Below are 21,000 nucleotides of genomic sequence, written 5' to 3' on the forward strand. Positions count from 1 at the left end.
TACACTGAAATGGGGAAAGGGTGAACAATATGTCAAAAAAAACAATCGGTTTTATTGGGCTTGGAGTAATGGGAAAAAGCATGGCACGTCATTTGCTTGAAGCGGGTTATCCGCTTACGGTTTATACCCGGACGAAAGAAAAGGCCGAAGATTTGATCAATCAAGGTGCTGTTTGGAAAGAATCGATCAAAGATCTCGCAAAAGATGCGAATATTATTATCACGATGGTTGGTTTCCCGAAAGATGTTGAAGAAGTTTATTTTAGTGAACATGGAATTTTAGCCAATGCCTATCCAGGAGCTATATGTATTGACATGACAACGACAAAACCATCGCTTGCCGAAAAAATATACGAAAAATCAAAGGAAAAAGGCATTTCCTTTTTAGATGCACCTGTTTCAGGAGGAGATGTCGGCGCAAAAAATGGAACGCTATCGATTATGGTCGGAGGAGATCAAGAGACGTTCGATGAATGTTTTGAAATTTTTGAGAAAATGGGAAAAAATATTGTTTATCAAGGAAAAGCCGGTGCGGGGCAGCATACAAAAATGTGCAACCAAATTGCGATTGCTGCCGGCATCATTAGTGTTTGTGAATCGCTTGCCTACGCTGTTCGGGCGGGGCTGGATCCAGATAAGGTGTTGAAAAGCATTTCCTCCGGAGCTGCTGGAAGCTGGTCTTTGTCGAACTATGCGCCGAGAATGCTTTCGAATCAATTTGAGCCTGGATTTTATGTCAAGCACTTTATAAAAGATATGGACATTGCTTTAGAGGAAGCAAGAAGAATGGAATTAGACGTACCAGGGCTTGAGCTTGCGAGAAGCTTGTATGAAAAACTGGCTGAAATGGGAGAAGAAAATAGCGGAATACATGCATTATATAAGCTGTGGAAAAAATAAAAACGCACATCATTCTTTCAAGTCACACAATTTTAGTCAGCTTCTTCTTTTTCTCAGCAATTAATTTTCAAAAAAAATGTGGGGGCATGTCCCCCACACCTTTTGAACAGTTGAAATGAGTGAACTATCCGATCTATTATTTTCCAATAAACATTTGTGTCCAGTAATTTCCATTTTCTACGTAACCAACGCCGATATGAGTAAAGTTAGGATTTAAAATGTTTTGTCTGTGGCCAGAGCTGTTCATCCAAGCATTAACAACTTCTTCAGGAGTACGCTGCCCCATTGCAATATTTTCCCCTGCTGTTCTGAAGGAAATGCCGAACTTTTTCATCATGTCAAACGGAGATCCGTAAGTCGGGCTTGTGTGGGAAAAATATTTGTTTCTTTGCATATCTAAAGATTTTTCACGAGCTACCTTGCTTAAAGCTTCATCTAAAACAAGAGGCTTTAAACCTTGTTTTTGCCGCTCAGCATTTGTTAGTTCAACTACTTTTTTCTCAAATGCATTTACGGATGAAGCGGTTTGTGATTGTTTTGGTGTTTGGTTGTTGGTTGCTTTGTCATTGGCAGATGGTGCTGGCTGAGTTGTTTTTTGAGTAGTTTGGGCTGTTTTTTTCACAGCTTGCTTGTTCGCAGGCTGGTTTGTGTTTCTTTTAATTGCTTCTTTTATAGCATTATTTGCTTCTATGCTTGGATTTTGTAAACAGTTGTTTAATAGATTTTGCAATTCTTTTGAATCAGCTGATTGAATGAGCTGTTTCAATTGATCTTCGTTTATATGATAAGGTCCGAAAGTTTGTACGTAGCTTTTGATTTGAACTGGTTGGTTTTGAATTTCAGCTGCATTGGCATTTGTGCCGGCGCCTGCAGTGAAAATGGCGGCAGCTGCTGCAATAGAAGCAATAATAGATTTCTTCATGCGTTTTCTACCTCCTTGAAATTTGTTCATGTAATTTACGAAACTATCATAACATGCGTTTTTTGTCATATTTTTGTCTATTCCTTCCATTGACAAATAATAGATTTTAAGTTTATAAACATTATCATGTAATTGTTGAAATTATAGGGTTCCAACCAAGGGAATATATGATATACTTCCTTCAAGAAGTGACAAAATTAAGCAAAATGTCTATAAATTGATAAGAATTAGGGGTTGACAATCTGTATAGAAAACGAAACTTTGTAATGTATGTTACAATATATTTACAAGTTCATGAGTCGACTGAAACATGATTTATATTAGAAAAGAAAGGAAGATTCCTTCGTGAAAAAAGAAGCGGAAACAACTCCTTCTGAGACAAAACGGCAAAGGAAAGCGAGAATTTTTCGCATCAATTTTTTCTTTTTTATCGTTTTTCTTTTATTTGCCGCACTTGTCGTCCGCCTTGGCATCGTTCAAATTGTTCAGGGTGAAGAATATGCGAAAGAAGTCAGCCGGACAGAAGTGAATGTTGCGCAATATCCTGCACCAAGAGGAAAAATGTTTGACCGAAACGGGAGAATCGTTGTAGACAACAAAAATGTTCCTGCTGTGACCTATACGGTGGAGAAGACGACCAAAACGAAAGACAAGCTGGAAACAGCAAAAAAATTAGCACAGCTGATTGATCTCGACACATCTTTTCTAAGAGAAAGAGATTTGCGGGATTATTGGATAGCCAAAAATCCAAAAAAGGCAGAAAACTTATTGACGGAAAAAGAGAAAAAATTAGAACCTAAGGAAACATATCCACTTCAGGTTGAACGGGTTCCGGAAGAAGAAATTAAAAAAATCGAGAAGGATCCAAAAGAATTGGAGCTTGCCGCTCTATATACGAAATTTTCATCCGGATATGCGTATGAGCCGCAGATTGTCGCAACGAACTTAAGCCAAGAAGAAGTTTCAAAGGTTGCGGAACAGCTGGAAAATCTTCCGGGTGTCGATGTCATCACAGATTGGGAAAGGGTGTACCCTTATGATGACGTATTTAAAACGATTTTAGGGAAAATCTCATCTCCAAAAGAAGGGATACCAGAAGACAATAAATCATTTTTTGTAGCTCGAGGCTATGCCCGAAATGAACGAGTTGGAAAAAGCTATTTGGAGCAGCAATATGAGGATTATCTAAACCCAAGAAAAGCAAAAGTTCAATATATATCTGATAAAGATGGAAATACGATTTCACAAAAGGAAATTGATGACGGCAGAAGAGGATTCGATTTAAAACTTTCCATCGATATCGAACTGCAAAAAAGAATTGAAAAAATTGTTGATCAGCATATCAAAGCAGCAAGAGGACGTGGAAATTATTTAGTTGACCGTGCTTTCGTTGTCATGATGGATCCGTATAAAGGAGACGTTTTGGCGATGGTCGGACGAATGTACGATTCCGGAGAGATGTTGAACTTTGATTACGGTGCATTTGGGACGCAATATGAAATGGGTTCTACCGTTAAAGGTGCGACAGTTTTAGCAGGATATCAATTTGGTCTGAGACACGGAACCGTCTTTTATGACGCACCAATTCGTTTAAAAGGGACTCCGGAAAAATCTTCTTATCAAAATATGGGGGCTGTATCTGACCTAACAGCGTTGCAAAGAAGTTCAAACGTTTATATGTTCCATATCGCTATGAAAATTGCTGGTATACAATATTATCCGGGAAGAAGTTTTCCAGCTAAAGACGAAGATTTTCAAAAGATGCGGAATTACTATGCCCAATTTGGTTTAGGGGTTCCGACAGGGATTGATCTCCCGCAGGAGTCCGCAGGGCAGCAATCTGATCCTGGAACTGACAGAGGGAAATTGCTTGACCTTGCCATTGGTCAGTTTGATACGTACACACCGCTGCAAATGGCCCAATATGTTTCAACGATTGCAAATGGCGGATACCGTGTCAAGCCGCGGCTTGTAACAGAAATTCTTGAACCGACTGACGATGGGCTCGGACCGATTGCTCAAGAAATGCCGGTAAAAGTGTTAAACCGAATAAACAATACGGAAGAGGATATTCAACGCGTCCAACAAGGCTTTTATCTAGTGACGAATACTCGACGCGGAACAGCTTACGCTCAGTTACATGGATTAAATGTTGCGGGCAAAACCGGAACAGCGGAAACGACTTATTATGGTACGAAGCGCCAATACTGGGGGACAGACGTTTATAATTTAACATTTATCGGCTATTATCCTGCCAAAGATCCGCAGGTTGCTTTCAGTGTTGTCGTCCCTTGGACAAAAAGAACCGGAAGCGAAGATGTGAATAAACGTATAGCGAGAGATATTGTAAAAGCATACATCGATTTACAGAAAGAATACGCCGGAAATTCCAATGCAAAATCAAATGATGACGAGCAATAAAAAATAAATTATATAGAAGGGCCGTCGCTTTTTAACGAGCGATGGCTTTTCTATTAGTTATCGAAAACCATTCATATAAATTGAACGATGCCGCATTCGCATAAAGATTTTTCGATAAACGGTTCGAAATTCGCACATGCCGCAAAAACCGCAAACTTTTGTCCTATCTGCATATCTCCGAATGGTGTGAAACCCGAAGAAAGCGCAAAAACCGCACATGGCCGCAAAATCGGTAAAGCTCATACCACCTCTTGCATACCTCCGGTGCGTTGTTAAATCCAAAGAAAGCGCAAAGTTCCGCAAAATAACCGAAAAATCCGCATAAGACAAAAAAAACTAGCCCTTTTTTGGCCAGTATTTTTTAAAATGTTGATACATACATATTTTTTATAGGGAAGGAAATGCAGTGGAAAAAGTCGAAAAAACATTTTAAATAGTAAGATTGACACATTTTTAGATGTTTATTTTGTAAAACTATATTAAAATTTTAGGTGGACAAAAAGTAGCAGGTCAATGAGCAAGATAGACTTTTTCTTTCTGGAAAGGGTAGTAATAGGGGGGCCAGGGATGAGTCAACAAATACAAAAGGGTGTGCACAATCAAACAGAAATCATTTATTCGATTATTTCTAATGAAGGCTATTTTGAGTATATCTCCTCAAATTGTTTGAAAGTGCTCGGATATAAACAAAAAGAACTAATCGGTTCCAATCTTTCAGAATACTTGCATGTAGAAGATATAAATATATTTGAAAGCTTTTTATATCATGGAGATGATATCTTTCCTTGTTCCTTCCGTTTTTTGCAGAAAAATGGATCCTATATTTGGATGAAAACGTCAGTTGATGTTATATACAATCATTTGAACAAGGATCAAAGAGAATTTGTCTTAAAGTTTGCTGTCACTTCGGCGGATGACAAGATAGATGAAGTTCCCAAAGAAGTAAATCCGATACGTGCTGACGGTGCTCTTGATTTTGTGCACGAGCTTCCGTGCCCGCTCATAATTTCAAAAAAAGGGAAAGTTCAATATGCTAATACGGCTGCTGTTAAGCTGCTTGTGGCGACTAGCAGTGAAGATATTGTTGGAAAAATGGTTTTCCAATTTATTGACAAAATGTTTCACGAATCTGTCCATGAAACGATTGAAAATCTTCACAAAGGAATTGATAGCGGAATTTTAGAACAAATTTGGACATCTTTGGACGGGAACAAGATCTATGTTGAGTTGAAGAGCGTGCTTATATCATATAAAGGCGAACAAGCAGAACTGCTTGTCATTACCGATATTTCATCCAAAAAAATATACCAAAGCATTTTGCAGCAAAGCAGTGAAAAGTATCAAAGGCTGATTCAAAATTCCATCGATACAATTGCAGTGATTCATAATGATAAATGGGTTTTTATGAATGAGTCGGGGATCAAGCTTTTCGGTGCGCAAGATTATCCGGACGTATTGGGCAAAAGCATCTATCATTTTTTACACCCGGAATATCATCAGCATGTCAAAGATCAATTAGATGACATAACGAACGGAAGAACGGAAACAATCGTGACCAAGCAAAGCTGGTATACATATTCGAAAAAAATTGTCCATACCGAAATGGTTTGCATTCCGACAACATATTTTGGCGAACCGGCGGTTCAAATAATTTTACGAGATTTGTCTGAACATAAACATGCGGAAGAATTGATGATTCGCTCTGAAAAGCTTTCTGTTGCAGGGCAGCTGGCAGCAGGTATCGCCCACGAAATACGCAATCCGTTAACAGCAATAAAAGGTTTTTTACAGCTGATGCATGGTGAAATCGAAAAAGATAATCAATATTTTGAAATCATTTTTTCAGAGCTGAATCGAATTGAAATGATTTTGAGTGAATTGCTGATGCTTGCGAAACCGCAAGAAACGGTTTTTGAAAAAGCAAATGTCAAAACGATTTTACGCGAAGTTGTTACACTGCTGGAAACGGAAGCAATATTAAGAAATATTGTGATTGAGAAAAAATTTTCTGATGAGATTCAAGAAGTTGTTTGCGATAAAAACCAATTGAAGCAAGTTTTTATCAATCTCATTAAGAATGCAATTGAAGCAATGCCAAATGGAGGAACAGTGACAATTTCTACTAAATCTGAAAATTTTTCCATTGTGATTGAAATAAAAGATGAAGGAGAGGGGATACCGAAAGAGCTGCTAGAAAGATTAGGGGAGCCTTTTTTAACGACAAAAGAAAAAGGAACAGGTCTAGGATTAATGATCACATATAAAATTGTTGAAAATCATAAAGGCACGATCGATGTGTCGAGCAGCGAAAAAGGCACCGTTTTCACAATTAAGTTGCCAAAACAAAAAACAGTGCTTTAAAAGCGCACTGTTTTTCTATTTTCTTTTCAGTTGCACAAAATGCTCAAGCCTGTCCAAAGCTTTTTCCAGCTCTTTTGTCGAGTAAGCGTAAGAGATGCGGATAAACCCTTCTCCAAATTTGGAAAAAGCGCTCCCCGGGACGACCGCAACACCAGCCTTCTCAACCAGCTCCAAAGCAAAATCAAAAGAGCTTTGTCCAAATGATTGAATCGAAGGAAATAAATAAAAGGCTCCGCTTGGTTTAACAACCTCAAATCCCATTTCAACGAGACGACCGTATACGTACTCCAATCGTTTTTCATATTCTTTTTTCATTATTTGACCATCATGAAACCCTTCCGTTAAAGCGTTGTAAGCAGCTTTTTGAGAGATCGACGAAGCGCATGAAACATTATATTGATGCACTTTTAACATATGTTTTGTGATATCTTTCGGCGCAAAAAGAAATCCGATCCGCCATCCAGTCATGCTATGCGATTTGGACAGTCCATTGACGACGATCGTCTGCTCCCGCAAAAAAGAAGCGATCGAGGTATGAGGTGCGTCATACGTTAATTCACTGTAAATTTCATCCGCTAAAATAAAAATATCCTTCCCGCGAACGGCATCGGCAATCTCTATCAGCTCCTCTGCAGTGAATGTAACGCCTGTCGGATTGGACGGGTAAGGCAAAATTATGCATCGGGTTTTTTCTGTTATATTTTGTTTAATCAAATCCGCAGTTAATTTAAATTTGTTTTTTGTCGTATCAACATAAACGGGTATTGCTCCGCACAATTGAATAATTGGCTCATACCCCGGATAAACAGGACCTGGCAGCATTACCTCCGTTCCGGGCTCCAAAATCGTTCGAAGCGCTATATCAATCGCCTGGCTGGCCCCGATTGTAACAATCACTTCCGAACCAGGATCATAGGAGAGATGATATTTTTTATGTACAAATTGGCATGCTGCTTCTCTTACATCGATCAATCCTGCATTATGCGTATACGTTGTATAGTTGTCATCAATTGCCTGTTTTGCCGCTTCTTTTATATGTGAAGGCGTTGGGAAGTCAGGCTGGCCAATCGTTAGCGAAACGACATCGTCATAGTTGGAAACGATGTTAAAAAAAGCTCGAATGCCGGAAATCGCAATGTTTTTTACATTTTGGTTAATCAAATGTTCCATACAAATCACCTGCTTTAATAAGTGTCGTCTTATATTTTATCATGTTTGTCCCAAGCTTTTATTGGTAAACTAAATTTATGTCCAAAAAAATTTAGAAAGTGTGATGTCTATGATACGAACATTAGTCATTACAACTGATTTGGAAGCTAAATATGATGTGGCATTAAAAGAGATTCGAAAAAAGGAAGTTCTTTGGTACTGGGTCGATTTTTACAAGGCGACGGAAGATGAAATTAGATTGCTAGGGAAATTTTTTCATTTTCATCCTTTGTCCATTGAGGATTGTGTCGAAAATGTTGAACGGCCGAAAATAGATTTTTATGACTCTTATATGTTTGTTGTGTTGCACGGAATTCATCAACAGACGCTGGAACCGGAAGAGCTTGACTTATTTGTAAACGAAAAAGGAATCGTCACATTTCACAAAAATGCCATTCGAGATCTAAACAACATTTGGCTGAGAATCAAAAAAGACGATTCTTTAAAAAAAGGGCCTATGAAAATCATGCATCAATTGACTGATAAGCTCGTTGATGATTTTTTTCCGCCCGTGTACCATTTGGAAGATTTATTAAATCAAATTGAGGAAAACAATAAAAACAAATCGATCAATGAGTTAATGAAAGAGCTTTTTTCCATCAGGTCTCAATTATCAAAAATAAGAAGAACAATCATTCCGATGCGGGATTTGATGTACCGGATCATCTCGTCCAACAGGCTGAACGAAATGAAGGAGGAAGATTTGTATTTTTATGATGTTTATGACCATTTACTCAAGCTTGTCGAGATGACGGAGGCAAATCGGGAGCTTGCGGCTGATATAAGGGACAGCTATTTATCTTACAACTCAAACCGGATGAATACGATTATGATGACATTGACGGTTATTTCGTCTATTTTTATGCCTCTTACGTTTATCGCAGGAATTTATGGAATGAATTTTGAATATATGCCCGAGCTGAAAATGAAGTATGGCTATTATATTGTATTAGGAGTCATGGCTCTCATCGGAACAGGAATGCTTTATATTTTTTATAAAATGGGTTGGTTCCGGTTTCATAAAGGTCCAAAATTGTAGCGGGCAAAAAATGCGGCCTGCTTCGTAAAAAATAGGATGGGTAAGTTTTTGCACATTATAAAAAAGAAACTTGAAGAGCGCAAAATTTAACAATGAAAGGCGGAAAATTGCTCTTTCAATTTATCGATAAAGCGTCTTTGAAAGACTTGACAAGCATACATAGAAGCTAAAAAGGAAAACAAAGGCGAGAGTAAGAAAAAATTCAGTATGCGCCCCCTCAAATTCTTTTGTAAGGTAAACAATCAAAAGGAACTCTTTTTATAAAAGGCTAAACAGTGACAGCAATACAAGCTGTTCACAAGCTTCGTTCTATAATATAAAACAGCAAAAAATTTGAAATGGAGGCTTATGATGGAGAGAATTGCAGTAATTGGTCAATCCGGCTTGATTCCGGAACATGTCCGCCTCCTGGCTGAAGAAATCGGTTCAGAAATTGCTAAAAGAGGAGCTGTTCTTTTGACAGGCGGCGGAAGCGGAGTGATGGAGGCAGTTTCACGAGGGGCCAAACAAGCAAACGGCCTTGTCGTAGGTATTTTGGCTGGAGACGACAAACTGGCAGCAAACGAATTTATTGATATTCCGATTAATACTGGATTAGGTTTTGATTACAGAAGCGTTTTGCTTGTTCATTCCGCAGATGCCATCATTATGATTGGAGGAGGAAATGGAACGCTTGGAGAATTGTCTGCCGCATATATGAACAAAAAACGTGTCATCATCGTTGAAAATTCAGGAGGATGGTCGAACACCGTGAAGCAAATCGCCTTTGAAGGCTGTTATTTAGATGAGCGGAGAACAGTCGAAATTCAGTTCGCTAAAACGGCTAAATCAGCTGTAGATCTTGCTTTTCAATCCATTTACAACCCTGTTGATCCCGATAAAAATACCGGTTTAATAGGTGACTAGCATGCGGATGTTTAAAAAGTCCAATCGGTTGAAAACAATATATCAACGTTTCTAAAATAGTAAAGGGGCGTCCATAAGCCAAAAACGACTTATTAGACTGCCCCGAGTGTCATCTTAAAAACATGAGAAGGAAGAGATTCTGTTTAAATCAATGCCGAAATATTCCCATCGATTTTGGCGAGGTCTCCAGCGCCACCCGGCAATGGACCTTTGTCCTACAAACACAGGGAAATACCAGAAGCTTCTGCCGTTTGTTAATCGGATAAATGTAAAACGATGTAAACATCTTCTAATGCCTCCGGGATCAACTGCAAATGTTCCGACTCCGGGTGATTCTTGAGGAATAAAACTTGGAGGCGGTCCTGAAGGCGGTCCTTGCTGCTGTCCAAAACCGTCACTCGGACTTCCGCCGATTCCAGGAGGGCCGAATGGAGGGAAACCGGGACCAGTCCCCGTAGGAGGAAACGAAGGAAATCCTCCACCCATCCCTGGAAAGCCCGGAAAAAATTCTGGCTGTTGAACTCCCGGGAGGATTTGTCGATAGAATGGATACACGTTCATGCTCCTTTCACTTTTCAGTTGTTCACCATAACATATGCAACTTCACTTTTAAGGTGTTTGACCTACATAAAAGTTTTTTATAAAAAAAGGAAATCAAGTCGTCTTTGTCGAAATAAAATGTATCATTTACGTTTTTATGAGTAACGCTGTTCAGACTTACTTCCCATCGATTTGTAGCGAAAGAAGTATTAAATGAACAAAGAATAAAACCGATATAAAAAAGTGAAGAAGAAACGTTCGCAAATATTAGACGGAAGGAAGAAAGATATGAACGAAAAGGGAATTTTGCTTGAAAGCGGTACGAACGAGTTGGAATTTGTAGAGTTTCTCGTCGGCTCGAATAAATTCGGTATAAATGTGATGAAAGTAAAAGAAATCATTCAGCCTCTTCCTGTAACGAGCGTGCCTCACGTCCATCCATACGTTGAAGGAATTATTGAATTAAGAGGAGAAGTGCTCCCGGTAGTTAACGTACCGAAGGCGATCGGCGATCCGAATTGCGAGCCCAGCGAAAAAGATAAGCTGATAGTAACGGAATTTAACCAACAAAAAGTTGTGTTTCGCGTCCATCAAGTAACCCAAATTCATCGTGTGTCTTGGTCGCAAATTGAAAAGCCTTCTGAAATGTATCAAGGATTGGAAACTCAAATTACCGGCGTTGTTAAAATGGGAGACGAAATGATTTTAATGCTTGATTTTGAAAAAATCGTTGTTGAAATTAATCCTGAGTCCGGAATCCAGCAGGAAAAAGCGAAAAAACTGGAAAAGAGGGACAGATCTGATAAAAAAATTGTCGTTGCCGAGGATTCTCCGCTGTTGCGCAGATTGTTGAACGACACATTGACGGAGGCGGGATTTCAACAGATTGAGTTTTTTGAAAACGGCAAGGATGCACTGGACTATTTAGAGAATATTGTAAATGAAGGCGAACCGGTTAAGGAGCGTGTTGATTTAGTCATTACGGACATCGAAATGCCGCAGCTTGACGGATTGCATTTGACGAAGCGAATTAAGGAAAATCCAGAGCTGGATCATATTCCGGTTGTGATTTTTTCCTCATTGATTACGAATGATTTAAAACATAAAGGACAACAGGTAGGTGCAAATGCCCAAATTAGCAAACCTGAGGTCCATCACTTAATTGAGCAAATCGATGAATTGTTATTTAAAAATGAAGAAGATGATGAATTAAAAGACGAGGCTGAATAAGCCTCTCTTTTTACTCAATCATACCGTTCGCCTAATCGTTTAAACACCGGTTTTTGATATGTATGACGATGGAACCGTTTGGGAGAAGAAAGCGGTCGATTCGCTTTATCCATACCGATATAATACTCCAATAAATTTTTTGCCTTTGACAATGATAGATTTGTTTTCGGGTTTCGGTATGAATTATTTAAGGAACCTAAGTGAGGAAGGTTTTGGAAGTCTTCTTTTGTAGGAGGCATATGAAAATAATAATTTCCTGCCAACACCAGAACATCTGACTGCTGTTTGCTTAATTTTGGATTTTTTGAATAATGCAGTCCTTTCTTTGTTGCTTTTCCTTCAGCGATCAGTTTTTGCAGCGCCTTCTTTTTTAAATAATATAAATATTTAGGATTTGGCGCTGTTTTTGCATGCCGATTGACAACATAGATGGCTCGTGCTATATTTTCCGGCGTCTCATCCCGTAGCTTATAATGACTGATATCGTCCATGATGTCTCTCCTTTTTCATTATTTTCCGTAATCTTTATTTACATTATACTTTCATGAATAGAAAATGCAACCAGTTTTTACAGTCTATTAATTATGCCTATAATAGTTATTATGAAATATTTTAGAAAGCAGGGTGGGTCATGAGCGGAAAAGAGGAATTTCTAGATATAGACGAAGAAACGCTTTTTATCGTGTCGCAAACGTTTAAAGCGTTATCGGATCCGACTAGAATTCGGATTTTACATTTACTTGCGGAAAAACAAGAATGTTCTGTGAATGAAATAGCTGCCGAGCTTGAGCTTTTGCAATCAACCGTGTCCCATCAATTGAGGTTTCTCAAAAATTTGCGTTTAGTCAAATTTAGAAGGGAAGGAACGACCGTTTACTATTCACATGATGATGAGCATGTAAAAAAAATATTAGAGCAAACCATTGACCATGCTCGGCATAATTAAAATGGGCGTCGAGTGGGCAGTTTGATCAGGGGACTAAACGGTTAAGAGATGATCTCGGTATGGAGCCGGGGTCATCTTTTATAATTTATTGGCAGCGGGGCTGATTTCATTCATTTATTTATTTCACATTCTGTAAAAGATTCGAATTTCTTTCGGAGCATGATAGGGAGGGGGTGTCCAGAAAGTCAAATCGCCATTGAAAACAAAAAATCATAAACACCGTAAAACATTAATGGGGCGTCAATAAGCCGTAAAAACGACTTATTAGAACCCCCTTTTTTGCTTGTTATACGTTTAGTAGAAGTTTTCTTGAGGGTAGAAGCAAAACTAATGATGAATTTTTTCAGTAGAGTTTATTATTATCACTTTCCTTCAAACGAATTATCACAAAAAAACTCCCAATCAATGCGGTTGTAGGGTGAATTCTCATCCACTATGATCCACATGATTGGGAGTATAAGTCTGACTGTCAAACACATTTTTGTTATAAAACCGATTTGATTGTGTTTTTACCTAGCCGATGCTGTTTTTCGTTTAAATATTTCGGCATCAAGATCATATAAAAGAAAAAGACGAAAAGAATGATAAGAGCCATACCGTAATAAAGTAAATCGATGTTTCGAATGATGTTTGGAAACAATAGTGCAATACATAAAAGCGTAGCAGACTGCGCAAACATCATTAACGGGTCGATCCATCCGCTGACACGTCCCATTAGCTTTGGATGAACGATATTCGGAATCCAACCGCCAATTGCTACGTTCACAGGACCGATGCACATGCCGATCAAAAAAATAATCGACAAGTAAAATTCTACTTCATCTACAAAACCAAGGAGAAAAACAAAAATGCTTGTCAAAAATATCGGTGTAACAAACATTGGAAACGGTTTTATTTTTTTAGCAAAAAATGTTGAAACTGTACTGCCGACTAAAAGACCCGCACCGAGAAAAATGGCAAATAAGGATGAATACATTTCATAAGAATTCGGTGCCAGCTCATATTTCATTGTAAATAACGGAAGAACGGCAAAACTTCCTTGAACAAAGCCGAAAATGAAAAAACCAAAAATAATGAGCGATAAAAGCCGATTATGTAAAATGTACCGAATACCTTCCAAAAAGTCGGAAACAGCGGATGATATATGTAAACCTTTCCATGACACTCGACCGTTTGGTAGCCTTGCTGATTTAGGGATTTTACACGAGCGAATGAGCAAGGCGGAAAGAACGAAGCTTATTAAATCAACCAATACGGCCCCATGAATTCCAACTGTTCGATAAGCCAATGCCCCTAATCCGACACCAAACACTAAAAAAATGCTGAAAAGTATTTGATTCAAACCTGAAGCTTGCGCATATTGATCTTTTCGCAAAATAGCTTGTACTAAACTAGATTCGGCTGGATAAAAAAATTTCGTGACAGCACTCCGCAAAAACAAGATGAAAAAAATGAGCGGAATCGAATTTGTAAATAAGGCGAAAAACAAACATGCAGTCATAATTGCACGAATCCAGTCGCAGTTCTCTGCCACCTTTTTTCGATCGAAGCGGTCTGCTACTACACCGACAATGACAAAAACAAATACAGTCGGCAAAGAATACATCAGCTCAGCAATAGTTGCGTAATAAGGTTTGCTGCTAAAATGCTCCAACAAATAAAAAGCAAACGCCATATTGCCAACTGTTGAACCCATTTGTGAAGCAAGCGCTGCAAAAAACAATTTGACAAAATTGCGGTTTTTAAAAATATCCATTGCGACTCCCCTTAACTGACACTTACAGTAGCTATTATAATTTACCTAATTCAATATGAACATCTTTTTTTCATATTTTGGTTAGAGAAATGAAAGCCAAGTACTTTTAAGCCGGTTAAAAGAGAGGATTATTTGGAATATAATGTGAACAAGGTGATTTCTGGAACTGCCAAAAAACGAAAGGGCAGTCTAGTTGTGCCCAACCCGCGATTGACATAAAGCTTCGTATGATCAACAGTATAAAAGCCCTCCGAAAAGGATTTTGCATAAGGAGGCGTGTAAAGCGGACCTATAAAAGGGATTTTTACTTGTCCTCCATGGCTGTGTCCAGATAATTGGAGATCAACATTGTAATTTTTTGCTTGAAGCACTGTATCAGGTTCATGGACTAAAAGAATAGTAAAATAGTTTTTGTCAATATTGCCCATTGTTTGATGAAAATCAGGTCTTCCAAGCATGACATCATCAAGGCCGGCGACAATCAATTTGCTTCCGTCAATCAGCTGTATCTCTTTTTTTTCATTTTGCAGTAAATGAAACTCTGCATTTTGTAATATATTGCGATAAACATCAGTGCCGTATCCGCCGTGATCATGATTTCCATAAATTGCAAATTTTCCGAAGTCGGCACGGAGGCGTTTTAAAATCGGGGCAATCTGATGCACAGCGGGATAACTGTTCGGCTCATCGATTAAATCACCAGTAAAAACAATTATATCCGGGTTTAGACGATTGATTTGATTGACGATCCGTTCCAGATTTGCAATTGTAAAGTCGTTATTTAGATGTGTGTCGCTGAATTGAACAATTTTCAAACCATCAAAACCTTTTGGTATTTTTGGATGAGAAACATTTATTTTTTTTATTTCTAGTCTTCTCGGTTCAATATATCTTGAGTAGATGTATAAACCGCTGCTCGCGAATAAACTGCACGCAGCCGTCCAGAAAAAATGCTTTAAAAATTGTCTTCTTGTCAACTTATTCATTCTTACCAACCATTTCAGTTTTTATAGCAATCGAAAAAATTATAACATAAAACTTTCAACATCTTGTTTAATGTTTTTTGACAAATCTTCACATGCACGTTTTTTCTGATTAACTATTTTGTTATCATCTATGGACAACATTAAAACAATCATTTGGAAAATATGATGAAAAAGGTTTAACTCTTCTGCTGGAGCGAGAAAGTCTTTAGGAATTGAGAAATGAATGGTGTAATTTTCATAAAACATAAAGGGCAGCTATGTAATGATTTAAATTTCTAGTAAAATTGCTATTAAGGAAGGAGGATTAAAATGGTGTCACTTTAAGGGAAAAACCTATTGTAAGAGGAAATGATGCAAGAAGATTTATTAATAACAGAAATTTGAAAGATAGAGCAAAAAATAAAATAAAAAATTTGAAAAGAGAAGGTATTAGTAATGACAAATATCTTCATAAAACCTATTGAATGAAAAGATATGGAAAAAAATAATAATGAGTCAATGATTTTTAATGAAATGATGATACTGATTCATTTAAAACCAATAAAAATCAACAGTCTAGTTTTGAAATTGATAAAAAGAAAAAGTAAATTCGTTTATGTTGAATAACTAATTCAAATAATTTTAGAGGACACCTCAAAATCCCCTATTTGAATCAGCAAGAGAAAAACTCCATCCTTTTGAATATATTTTCTGCTTAGACGATTTTCTCCGTGTAGAAAAAAGTCATTTTGATGAATATTTTTATCTGGACCCGTCATACTTATGGAAGCAATCACTTCATTTGCAAAGTCGTAGATCGGAGCAGCAGTGCTGAAGCCTTGATGAAACTCGTTCAAACAGATTGTAAATTGTTGAGATTAATGCCGTTAATTGTTTTTCGTTCATTCCTGTATATCTCTATCGGTATTTTAGCCAGAACACTCAAATTACTTTGTTTTCCTTCGGTCCGATGATTTTCGGCTATTTTTCATTTGCAAACGGAATGTTTCTGCTCTCTGTTCTTTTATTGCTCGGTTTTCTGCTTGTATGGTCATTGAAAAAACAAACTACTTTGTTGATTGTGGAAGCGGGCGCAAAACATAAAATCAATTGAGAGGCCAACCGTTGCATCCAGGATGGGCCTCATTCCAATTATGTAAAAATGGGAATGTAGCAAATGCGCAAAAACGGTTCTTCAACATTTTCTAATGTTCCAAATAATGCTATAATCATGTATCATATGAGAGTACAAGAAGCGGGGAGATGCCCATGGACCCACTAGATGTCATAACCAATACCGAAAAAATTGTGCCTTATTATCAGGCGATTTTTAGCGCAGATGAACAAAAGGTGATTGGCTACGAAATTTTAGGCAGAATTCATATGGAAGGGGAATACAAAAGCTTAGGCTTTTTTTTCCATGATGATTCGATCCCTGAAGAATACCGAATGGAAGTAGATGATACAGTCGTCAAAAAAGCATTGGAGGAAATGAAAGAACTGGATGATGATCTTCTCATTTTTATAAACAGGGATCCAAATCTGCTTATGATCGATCACGGCGAAAGCTTTTTAAATTTGCTGCTGGAAGAAAAAGAGAAAGGGCTTGATTTAAACCGGATTGTTCTGGAAATTACGGAACACAATTATTTAGGAGATATCGAACAGCTCCATCATTTGCTCACTTATTACCGGACTTACGGAATCAAAATTGCGATTGACAATATTGGGAAAGAATCGAGCAATTTGGACCGCATTGGGTTATTATCTCCTGATATTTTGAAAATCGATTTGCAGCCATTAAAATTAGCTTCACCCAGCCAATCGTATTTCGATGTTTTATTTTCGATTTCACTACTTGCGCGCAAAATCGGTGCGACGCTTTTATATGAAGACATCGAGGCAAACTTTCAATTGCAATATGCGTGGAAAAATGGCGGAAGATATTATCAAGGATATTATCTTCATTATCCGGAAAGAGAATTTATTGATCGATGTGTTCTAAAAGAAAGACTGCAGCAGGAATTCAACCATTTCATTCAATTTGAAAAGAAAAAGCTTGAAACACTTTATTCATATTCCGACCAGTTTCATCAGCGGGTGTCACAACTAGTGAACAAATATAAAAAAGCTGTCAGCCAATTTGACGAATTAATTACCCATTTAGCAGAAGAGCTTGGCGACATGAGCTTTCGTATTTATATTTGTGATGAAAACGGGTTTCAAAAGTCAGGAAATATTTTCCGAAAAGAAGACCGATGGATTTTTCAAAAAGAATATTATATGAAAAATTGGAGCTGGCGCCCGTACTTTTTAGAAAATATTATTCGCATGCGCGTCAACAAAAAAGGGTTTTTAAGTGATTTGTATAGTGATATCGAAACAGGGGAGACGATCCGCACGTTTTCCTATCCGCTTGATGACGATCATTATTTGTTTATCGATATTCCATATTCTTATTTATATGAACAAGACGGTCTCCTTTGAATAAACCCCCCTTTTTTCTCAAATAATAGAGAAAAAGGGGGGTTTTTATGCAATTTACTAATTTGATCATCGGCGGTGTTTTTTTGTTAGTTTTGCTTGTCGGCCTGTTTTATACGTTACAAGTGGGCAGCCAGATGGAAAAAAGGCAAAGCGAGTATGATACAGAAGTAAGCGAAAAAGTTGAAAAGCGCCCGTATATTCGAAATCCGATTTTTATTGCTTATATCGTGCTGATTGCATTCGCGCTTTTTTATATTTTTTATATTAGCTTTTCAACTACTTGGTAGGGGGCAGTCCGATAAGTCCCTAAAATGAAGCAAGTGGAGAAAAACAATTCGTTTCTCTCCACTTGCTTTTATATTTTTTCGATTTTATCTGAAAGTAGCTGGCGGATGCCGTCTACTTTTAGTATGTTGTGGGCTAAAGCGCAATCCCAAACTCGACATGTACTTTGTCGAGCCCCCAAAAAATATCTGTGGAAAGATCAATTGCCCTTGATGTGACCGAACGCACTTTCTGCTTCGACTTTGCTCCGAGCGTAGATCGCTTTCTCTTCACATTCAAGGACTGCTTTGGCCTTTGCTTTCATTTCTTCGAAAATCGTATTCCATTGAGCTTGTCGGTTGCCTTTTACTTTTGTGCACTTTGCTTTTAATGGGCAATCGGTGCAATCTTCACATTCGTATATTTTGAAGCTTTGTTCATAACCAGACTGATTCTTTTGTTTTGATATTTTTTAAATGTCACTTTTCTTCCATTTGGGCAGATAAAACAATCATCCTCTTCACAATAGGCCTCGTTTTTGGCATTTTTAATGTCTTTTTTGTATGTACGTGTTTGTTCTTTCATAAGGAATCAGAAATTCAAACCGGGGCTCTTTCTCATCACCAACTGCATATACATAGTTTTCTTCACTACCATATCCTGCATCCGCAATAACTGTTTGGGGCATCGGTAATGAAGTGGACGCTAGCTTCTCCAAATGTGAGATAAAGCAACGCGTATCGGTTGGTAGTTGATGATGAATGGGATAAAACAAGATAAACTGATTCTCTGTCCTGATTTGCACATTACTGCATGTATTTTGAATTCTTTATCAAAACGTCTAGCCATTATAGACACTCCCTATGATTGATAGATTTACTGTACATTTCTCTATTCGTTGTGTCTATAATCTGGACTAACATCAATTGGAATACTGGACGGGTAGAAATTTTATCACCACTACCAATTTCCATTTTTGGATCGTAAGGGACTCCATACTCGGAAAGTACACGATCCATAAGAACCTTTTGCTCATGAAGGGGGTTCTCTCCTGTTTCGTTCTCTTTCTTTGATATGTTTATATTGACATTTTTTTCTACTCGTTATTAAAATAGAATTGGAAAATATGTAAATTTAAACATAATATATAAATAAATGACAATATTGTAATTTAATATAAATATCTTTATTTGTGAAAGATCAATCTCAAAAATAAAATAAATCACTAGCGTTGCATAAATTTAATTCGAAAATTCCGAATTGAAAAAATTCATAAAAAATCCTTTATAATGGATGGTACAGGTGGCCCCTGTCCAAATCCAATATAAAGGATGAAGCCTATGGACATGGATACAATATTTTCTTCATTTGGTAAATGGGTCACTCCTCTCAATTCTGTCAAATTTACACAAATAATTGAAGAGACGAAAAAAATAACCATAAAATCGCATTTACTTTTGTTTTTACATGCTCAACTTTAACAACGAGAAGGACTGCGCGCCATCACCGATGATGCGTTACTGGATGATTTTCAGCGAGAATTAGGATTGACTTCTATTAATGCTTCACAACTTTCCCGAAAACATCGCCAAATAAAACCCGAATGACTGCAGAAATCTTTCTGGATTTAGTGAATCAAATCCGTCAGATGTCCACGAACTCCTCCAGTCAGGTGAATGGCTTGAAAATTGTGGATTCCACGACCATTTCACTGAATCTGAAAGAATATCAGATGTTAGGAAAATTTAGAGAAAACGTGAGAATTTAAAGAAAATTAAAATTTAAAATGGAAGGTTTGATTGTTATGGAAAAATTTTCTTTGTGGTGGAAAAATTACCATGGATATATGATCGTCCCTTTTTTTGGAATGGGATTAATAGTTTTATTTAGACATGAAGAATTACCAAGTTTTATTAATATATCTTTCATATTATTCACTGGTTATATTATTTTTTATATCGTCAGCTTTATAAAGAATGAATTGTTGAAAGATAAGTAGAATACTAAACAACTTGAAAGGAGGTGATAATATGTTCCAAGTCGCACAAAAATTTTTCTTATCTATTTCTACTGCAACAGCAATTACTGAAGCAGTATATAATGGGTTAAGTATTTTAACAGTAATTTCATTAGCAGGTGCAACGTATGGATGGGGATCATTAGTGTATCCAATTATCCGCGGTGCAGTTGCCAAATGGGGGGTAAAAAAAGCTGCCGCTTGGTAAAAGTAGCAGCCTATTTTACCCGTTTGTAATTGGAAAAAGGGGCATAAAGTCCATAAGGGGTTCTATTTAATCATAATAATTAATAATGGTCTTTGTACCCCTTTTCCATTTTAATTATTAGTATACATGGGGTGTAGGGAATGAAAAAGTATTTAATTTTTTTTACAAACCCAATTTTATTTATGGAATTATTATACTCTAAGCCAAAAATTTTAATACCAAGTATTCTTGCTGCTTTAATTCCATTAATAACTTATCAAGATTTAAATGATAAACTTTCATATTTAGATACAAAATGGATTGTTTTGATATTAGTGCTAATTTCTATTTTATCAGTTTTTTTCTTTTTTATTACATCTTTTATTATTTACCTTTTACTATCTATAGTTTTAATAGAAAGTGAAAGTAACATTACTTTTAAAAAAGTCTATTCAATTTATGGTTATACACAATTCCCAAAATTCATTTTAGCTTTGATAATAGCCCTATTTCCTTCTTTACATATACTTTCAGTGAATTCGTCATCTTCTTTTTTTACCTCCATCTTATACTTTTTTACAAATCCACTAATGATATGGAAATACATATTATTAGTGAGTGGATTTTATGTACTAACAAGAGCAAGAATGAAAATATTAGTAATTCTAGCGGTTTTTTTTGCAATTGCTGAAGTAGGGTTGAATTATCTAATATCTAGTCAAATTTCTTTAAATTTAATGAATTAAATAGGTGATATATAATGCTCCCATAAGGTGAGACACATGAGCGTGATAAATAAGTTATAATGATACCATGAAAAAAAGAAACCGATATACCGCAGAATTTAAAGC

18 protein-coding genes are annotated in these 21,000 nt (G+C 37.0%); 11 read left to right on the top strand and 7 right to left on the bottom strand.

Annotation, left to right across the window (positions count from 1 at the left end):
• Positions 1 to 29: 29 nt before the first annotated feature.
• Positions 30 to 899, top strand: coding sequence for an NAD(P)-dependent oxidoreductase (locus tag FB379_RS12525; protein WP_130158862.1), 870 nt, complete (start codon positions 30 to 32; stop codon positions 897 to 899).
• A gap of 136 nt (positions 900 to 1,035) precedes the next feature.
• Here the strand turns inward: FB379_RS12525 and FB379_RS12530 are convergent, their stop codons facing one another.
• Positions 1,036 to 1,821 (bottom strand): CAP domain-containing protein, encoded by a 786-nt coding sequence (locus tag FB379_RS12530; protein WP_144598125.1) that lies wholly within the window; start codon positions 1,819 to 1,821, stop codon positions 1,036 to 1,038.
• A gap of 345 nt (positions 1,822 to 2,166) precedes the next feature.
• On the opposite strand from FB379_RS12530, the gene FB379_RS12535 reads away from it, so the two are divergent.
• Together FB379_RS12535 and FB379_RS12540 are read left to right on the top strand one after the other, a co-directional pair.
• Complete coding sequence (locus FB379_RS12535) at positions 2,167 to 4,242, top strand: peptidoglycan D,D-transpeptidase FtsI family protein (protein WP_422386931.1); 2,076 nt, start codon at positions 2,167 to 2,169, stop codon at positions 4,240 to 4,242.
• A gap of 567 nt (positions 4,243 to 4,809) precedes the next feature.
• The gene (locus FB379_RS12540) at positions 4,810 to 6,603 is read left to right on the top strand and encodes a PAS domain S-box protein (protein ID WP_144598126.1); all 1,794 of its coding nucleotides are present in this window, start codon (positions 4,810 to 4,812) and stop codon (positions 6,601 to 6,603) included.
• Positions 6,604 to 6,618: 15 nt separating this feature from the next.
• Here the strand turns inward: FB379_RS12540 and FB379_RS12545 are convergent, their stop codons facing one another.
• Positions 6,619 to 7,773, bottom strand: coding sequence for an aminotransferase A (locus tag FB379_RS12545; RefSeq protein WP_144598127.1), 1,155 nt, complete (start codon positions 7,771 to 7,773; stop codon positions 6,619 to 6,621).
• A gap of 109 nt (positions 7,774 to 7,882) precedes the next feature.
• On the opposite strand from FB379_RS12545, the gene corA reads away from it, so the two are divergent.
• Both corA and FB379_RS12555 read left to right on the top strand, forming a co-directional pair.
• A complete protein-coding gene (corA, locus tag FB379_RS12550) occupies positions 7,883 to 8,851 on the top strand; it encodes a magnesium/cobalt transporter CorA (protein ID WP_198318521.1) in 969 nt (322 codons plus the stop codon).
• Positions 8,852 to 9,202: 351 nt separating this feature from the next.
• Positions 9,203 to 9,757, top strand: a complete 555-nt coding sequence (locus FB379_RS12555; protein ID WP_144598128.1) for a TIGR00725 family protein — start codon at positions 9,203 to 9,205, stop codon at positions 9,755 to 9,757.
• Between the two features lie 114 nt (positions 9,758 to 9,871).
• Here the strand turns inward: FB379_RS12555 and FB379_RS12560 are convergent, their stop codons facing one another.
• Positions 9,872 to 10,243 carry a hypothetical protein gene (locus tag FB379_RS12560; protein ID WP_063389454.1) on the bottom strand — a complete coding sequence of 124 codons (372 nt, stop codon included), beginning with the start codon at positions 10,241 to 10,243 and terminating at the stop codon, positions 9,872 to 9,874.
• A 342-nt stretch (positions 10,244 to 10,585) separates the two neighbouring features.
• On the opposite strand from FB379_RS12560, the gene FB379_RS12565 reads away from it, so the two are divergent.
• On the top strand, positions 10,586 to 11,527 hold the full coding sequence (locus FB379_RS12565; protein ID WP_063389327.1) for a chemotaxis protein: 942 nt from the start codon (positions 10,586 to 10,588) through the stop codon (positions 11,525 to 11,527).
• Positions 11,528 to 11,541: 14 nt separating this feature from the next.
• On the opposite strand, the gene FB379_RS12570 is transcribed toward FB379_RS12565, so the two are convergent.
• On the bottom strand, positions 11,542 to 12,018 hold the full coding sequence (locus tag FB379_RS12570; protein WP_063389326.1) for a YkyB family protein: 477 nt from the start codon (positions 12,016 to 12,018) through the stop codon (positions 11,542 to 11,544).
• A gap of 140 nt (positions 12,019 to 12,158) precedes the next feature.
• Here FB379_RS12570 and FB379_RS12575 point away from each other — a divergent pair, with 140 nt between their 5' ends.
• Positions 12,159 to 12,473: an ArsR/SmtB family transcription factor gene (locus tag FB379_RS12575; protein WP_063389325.1), complete on the top strand. Its 315-nt coding sequence runs from the start codon at positions 12,159 to 12,161 to the stop codon at positions 12,471 to 12,473.
• Positions 12,474 to 12,957: 484 nt separating this feature from the next.
• Here FB379_RS12575 and FB379_RS12580 read toward each other — a convergent pair whose 3' ends face one another.
• Complete coding sequence (locus tag FB379_RS12580; protein WP_066247980.1) at positions 12,958 to 14,229, bottom strand: MFS transporter; 1,272 nt, start codon at positions 14,227 to 14,229, stop codon at positions 12,958 to 12,960.
• Positions 14,230 to 14,357: 128 nt separating this feature from the next.
• Positions 14,358 to 15,215 (bottom strand): metallophosphoesterase, encoded by an 858-nt coding sequence (locus FB379_RS12585; RefSeq protein WP_144598129.1) that lies wholly within the window; start codon positions 15,213 to 15,215, stop codon positions 14,358 to 14,360.
• Positions 15,216 to 16,463: 1,248 nt separating this feature from the next.
• On the opposite strand from FB379_RS12585, the gene FB379_RS12590 reads away from it, so the two are divergent.
• Positions 16,464 to 17,681 carry an EAL domain-containing protein gene (locus tag FB379_RS12590; RefSeq protein ID WP_094245556.1) on the top strand — a complete coding sequence of 406 codons (1,218 nt, stop codon included), beginning with the start codon at positions 16,464 to 16,466 and terminating at the stop codon, positions 17,679 to 17,681.
• Between the two features lie 47 nt (positions 17,682 to 17,728).
• Entirely contained in the window at positions 17,729 to 17,968 is a 240-nt protein-coding gene (locus FB379_RS12595; protein WP_117016837.1) for a hypothetical protein, read from the top strand.
• A gap of 197 nt (positions 17,969 to 18,165) precedes the next feature.
• On the opposite strand, the gene FB379_RS19270 is transcribed toward FB379_RS12595, so the two are convergent.
• A complete protein-coding gene (locus tag FB379_RS19270; RefSeq protein ID WP_144598134.1) occupies positions 18,166 to 18,414 on the bottom strand; it encodes a transposase in 249 nt (82 codons plus the stop codon).
• A gap of 1,561 nt (positions 18,415 to 19,975) precedes the next feature.
• On the opposite strand from FB379_RS19270, the gene FB379_RS12605 reads away from it, so the two are divergent.
• Both FB379_RS12605 and FB379_RS12610 read left to right on the top strand, forming a co-directional pair.
• Positions 19,976 to 20,170 (top strand): hypothetical protein, encoded by a 195-nt coding sequence (locus FB379_RS12605; RefSeq protein WP_144598130.1) that lies wholly within the window; start codon positions 19,976 to 19,978, stop codon positions 20,168 to 20,170.
• 140 nt (positions 20,171 to 20,310) lie between these two features.
• On the top strand, positions 20,311 to 20,895 hold the full coding sequence (locus FB379_RS12610) for a YIP1 family protein (protein WP_144598131.1): 585 nt from the start codon (positions 20,311 to 20,313) through the stop codon (positions 20,893 to 20,895).
• Positions 20,896 to 21,000 lie beyond the last annotated feature (105 nt).

It is taken from the genome of Aeribacillus composti, from assembly GCF_007827555.1.
Classification (GTDB): Bacteria; Bacillota; Bacilli; order Bacillales; family Aeribacillaceae; genus Aeribacillus; species Aeribacillus composti.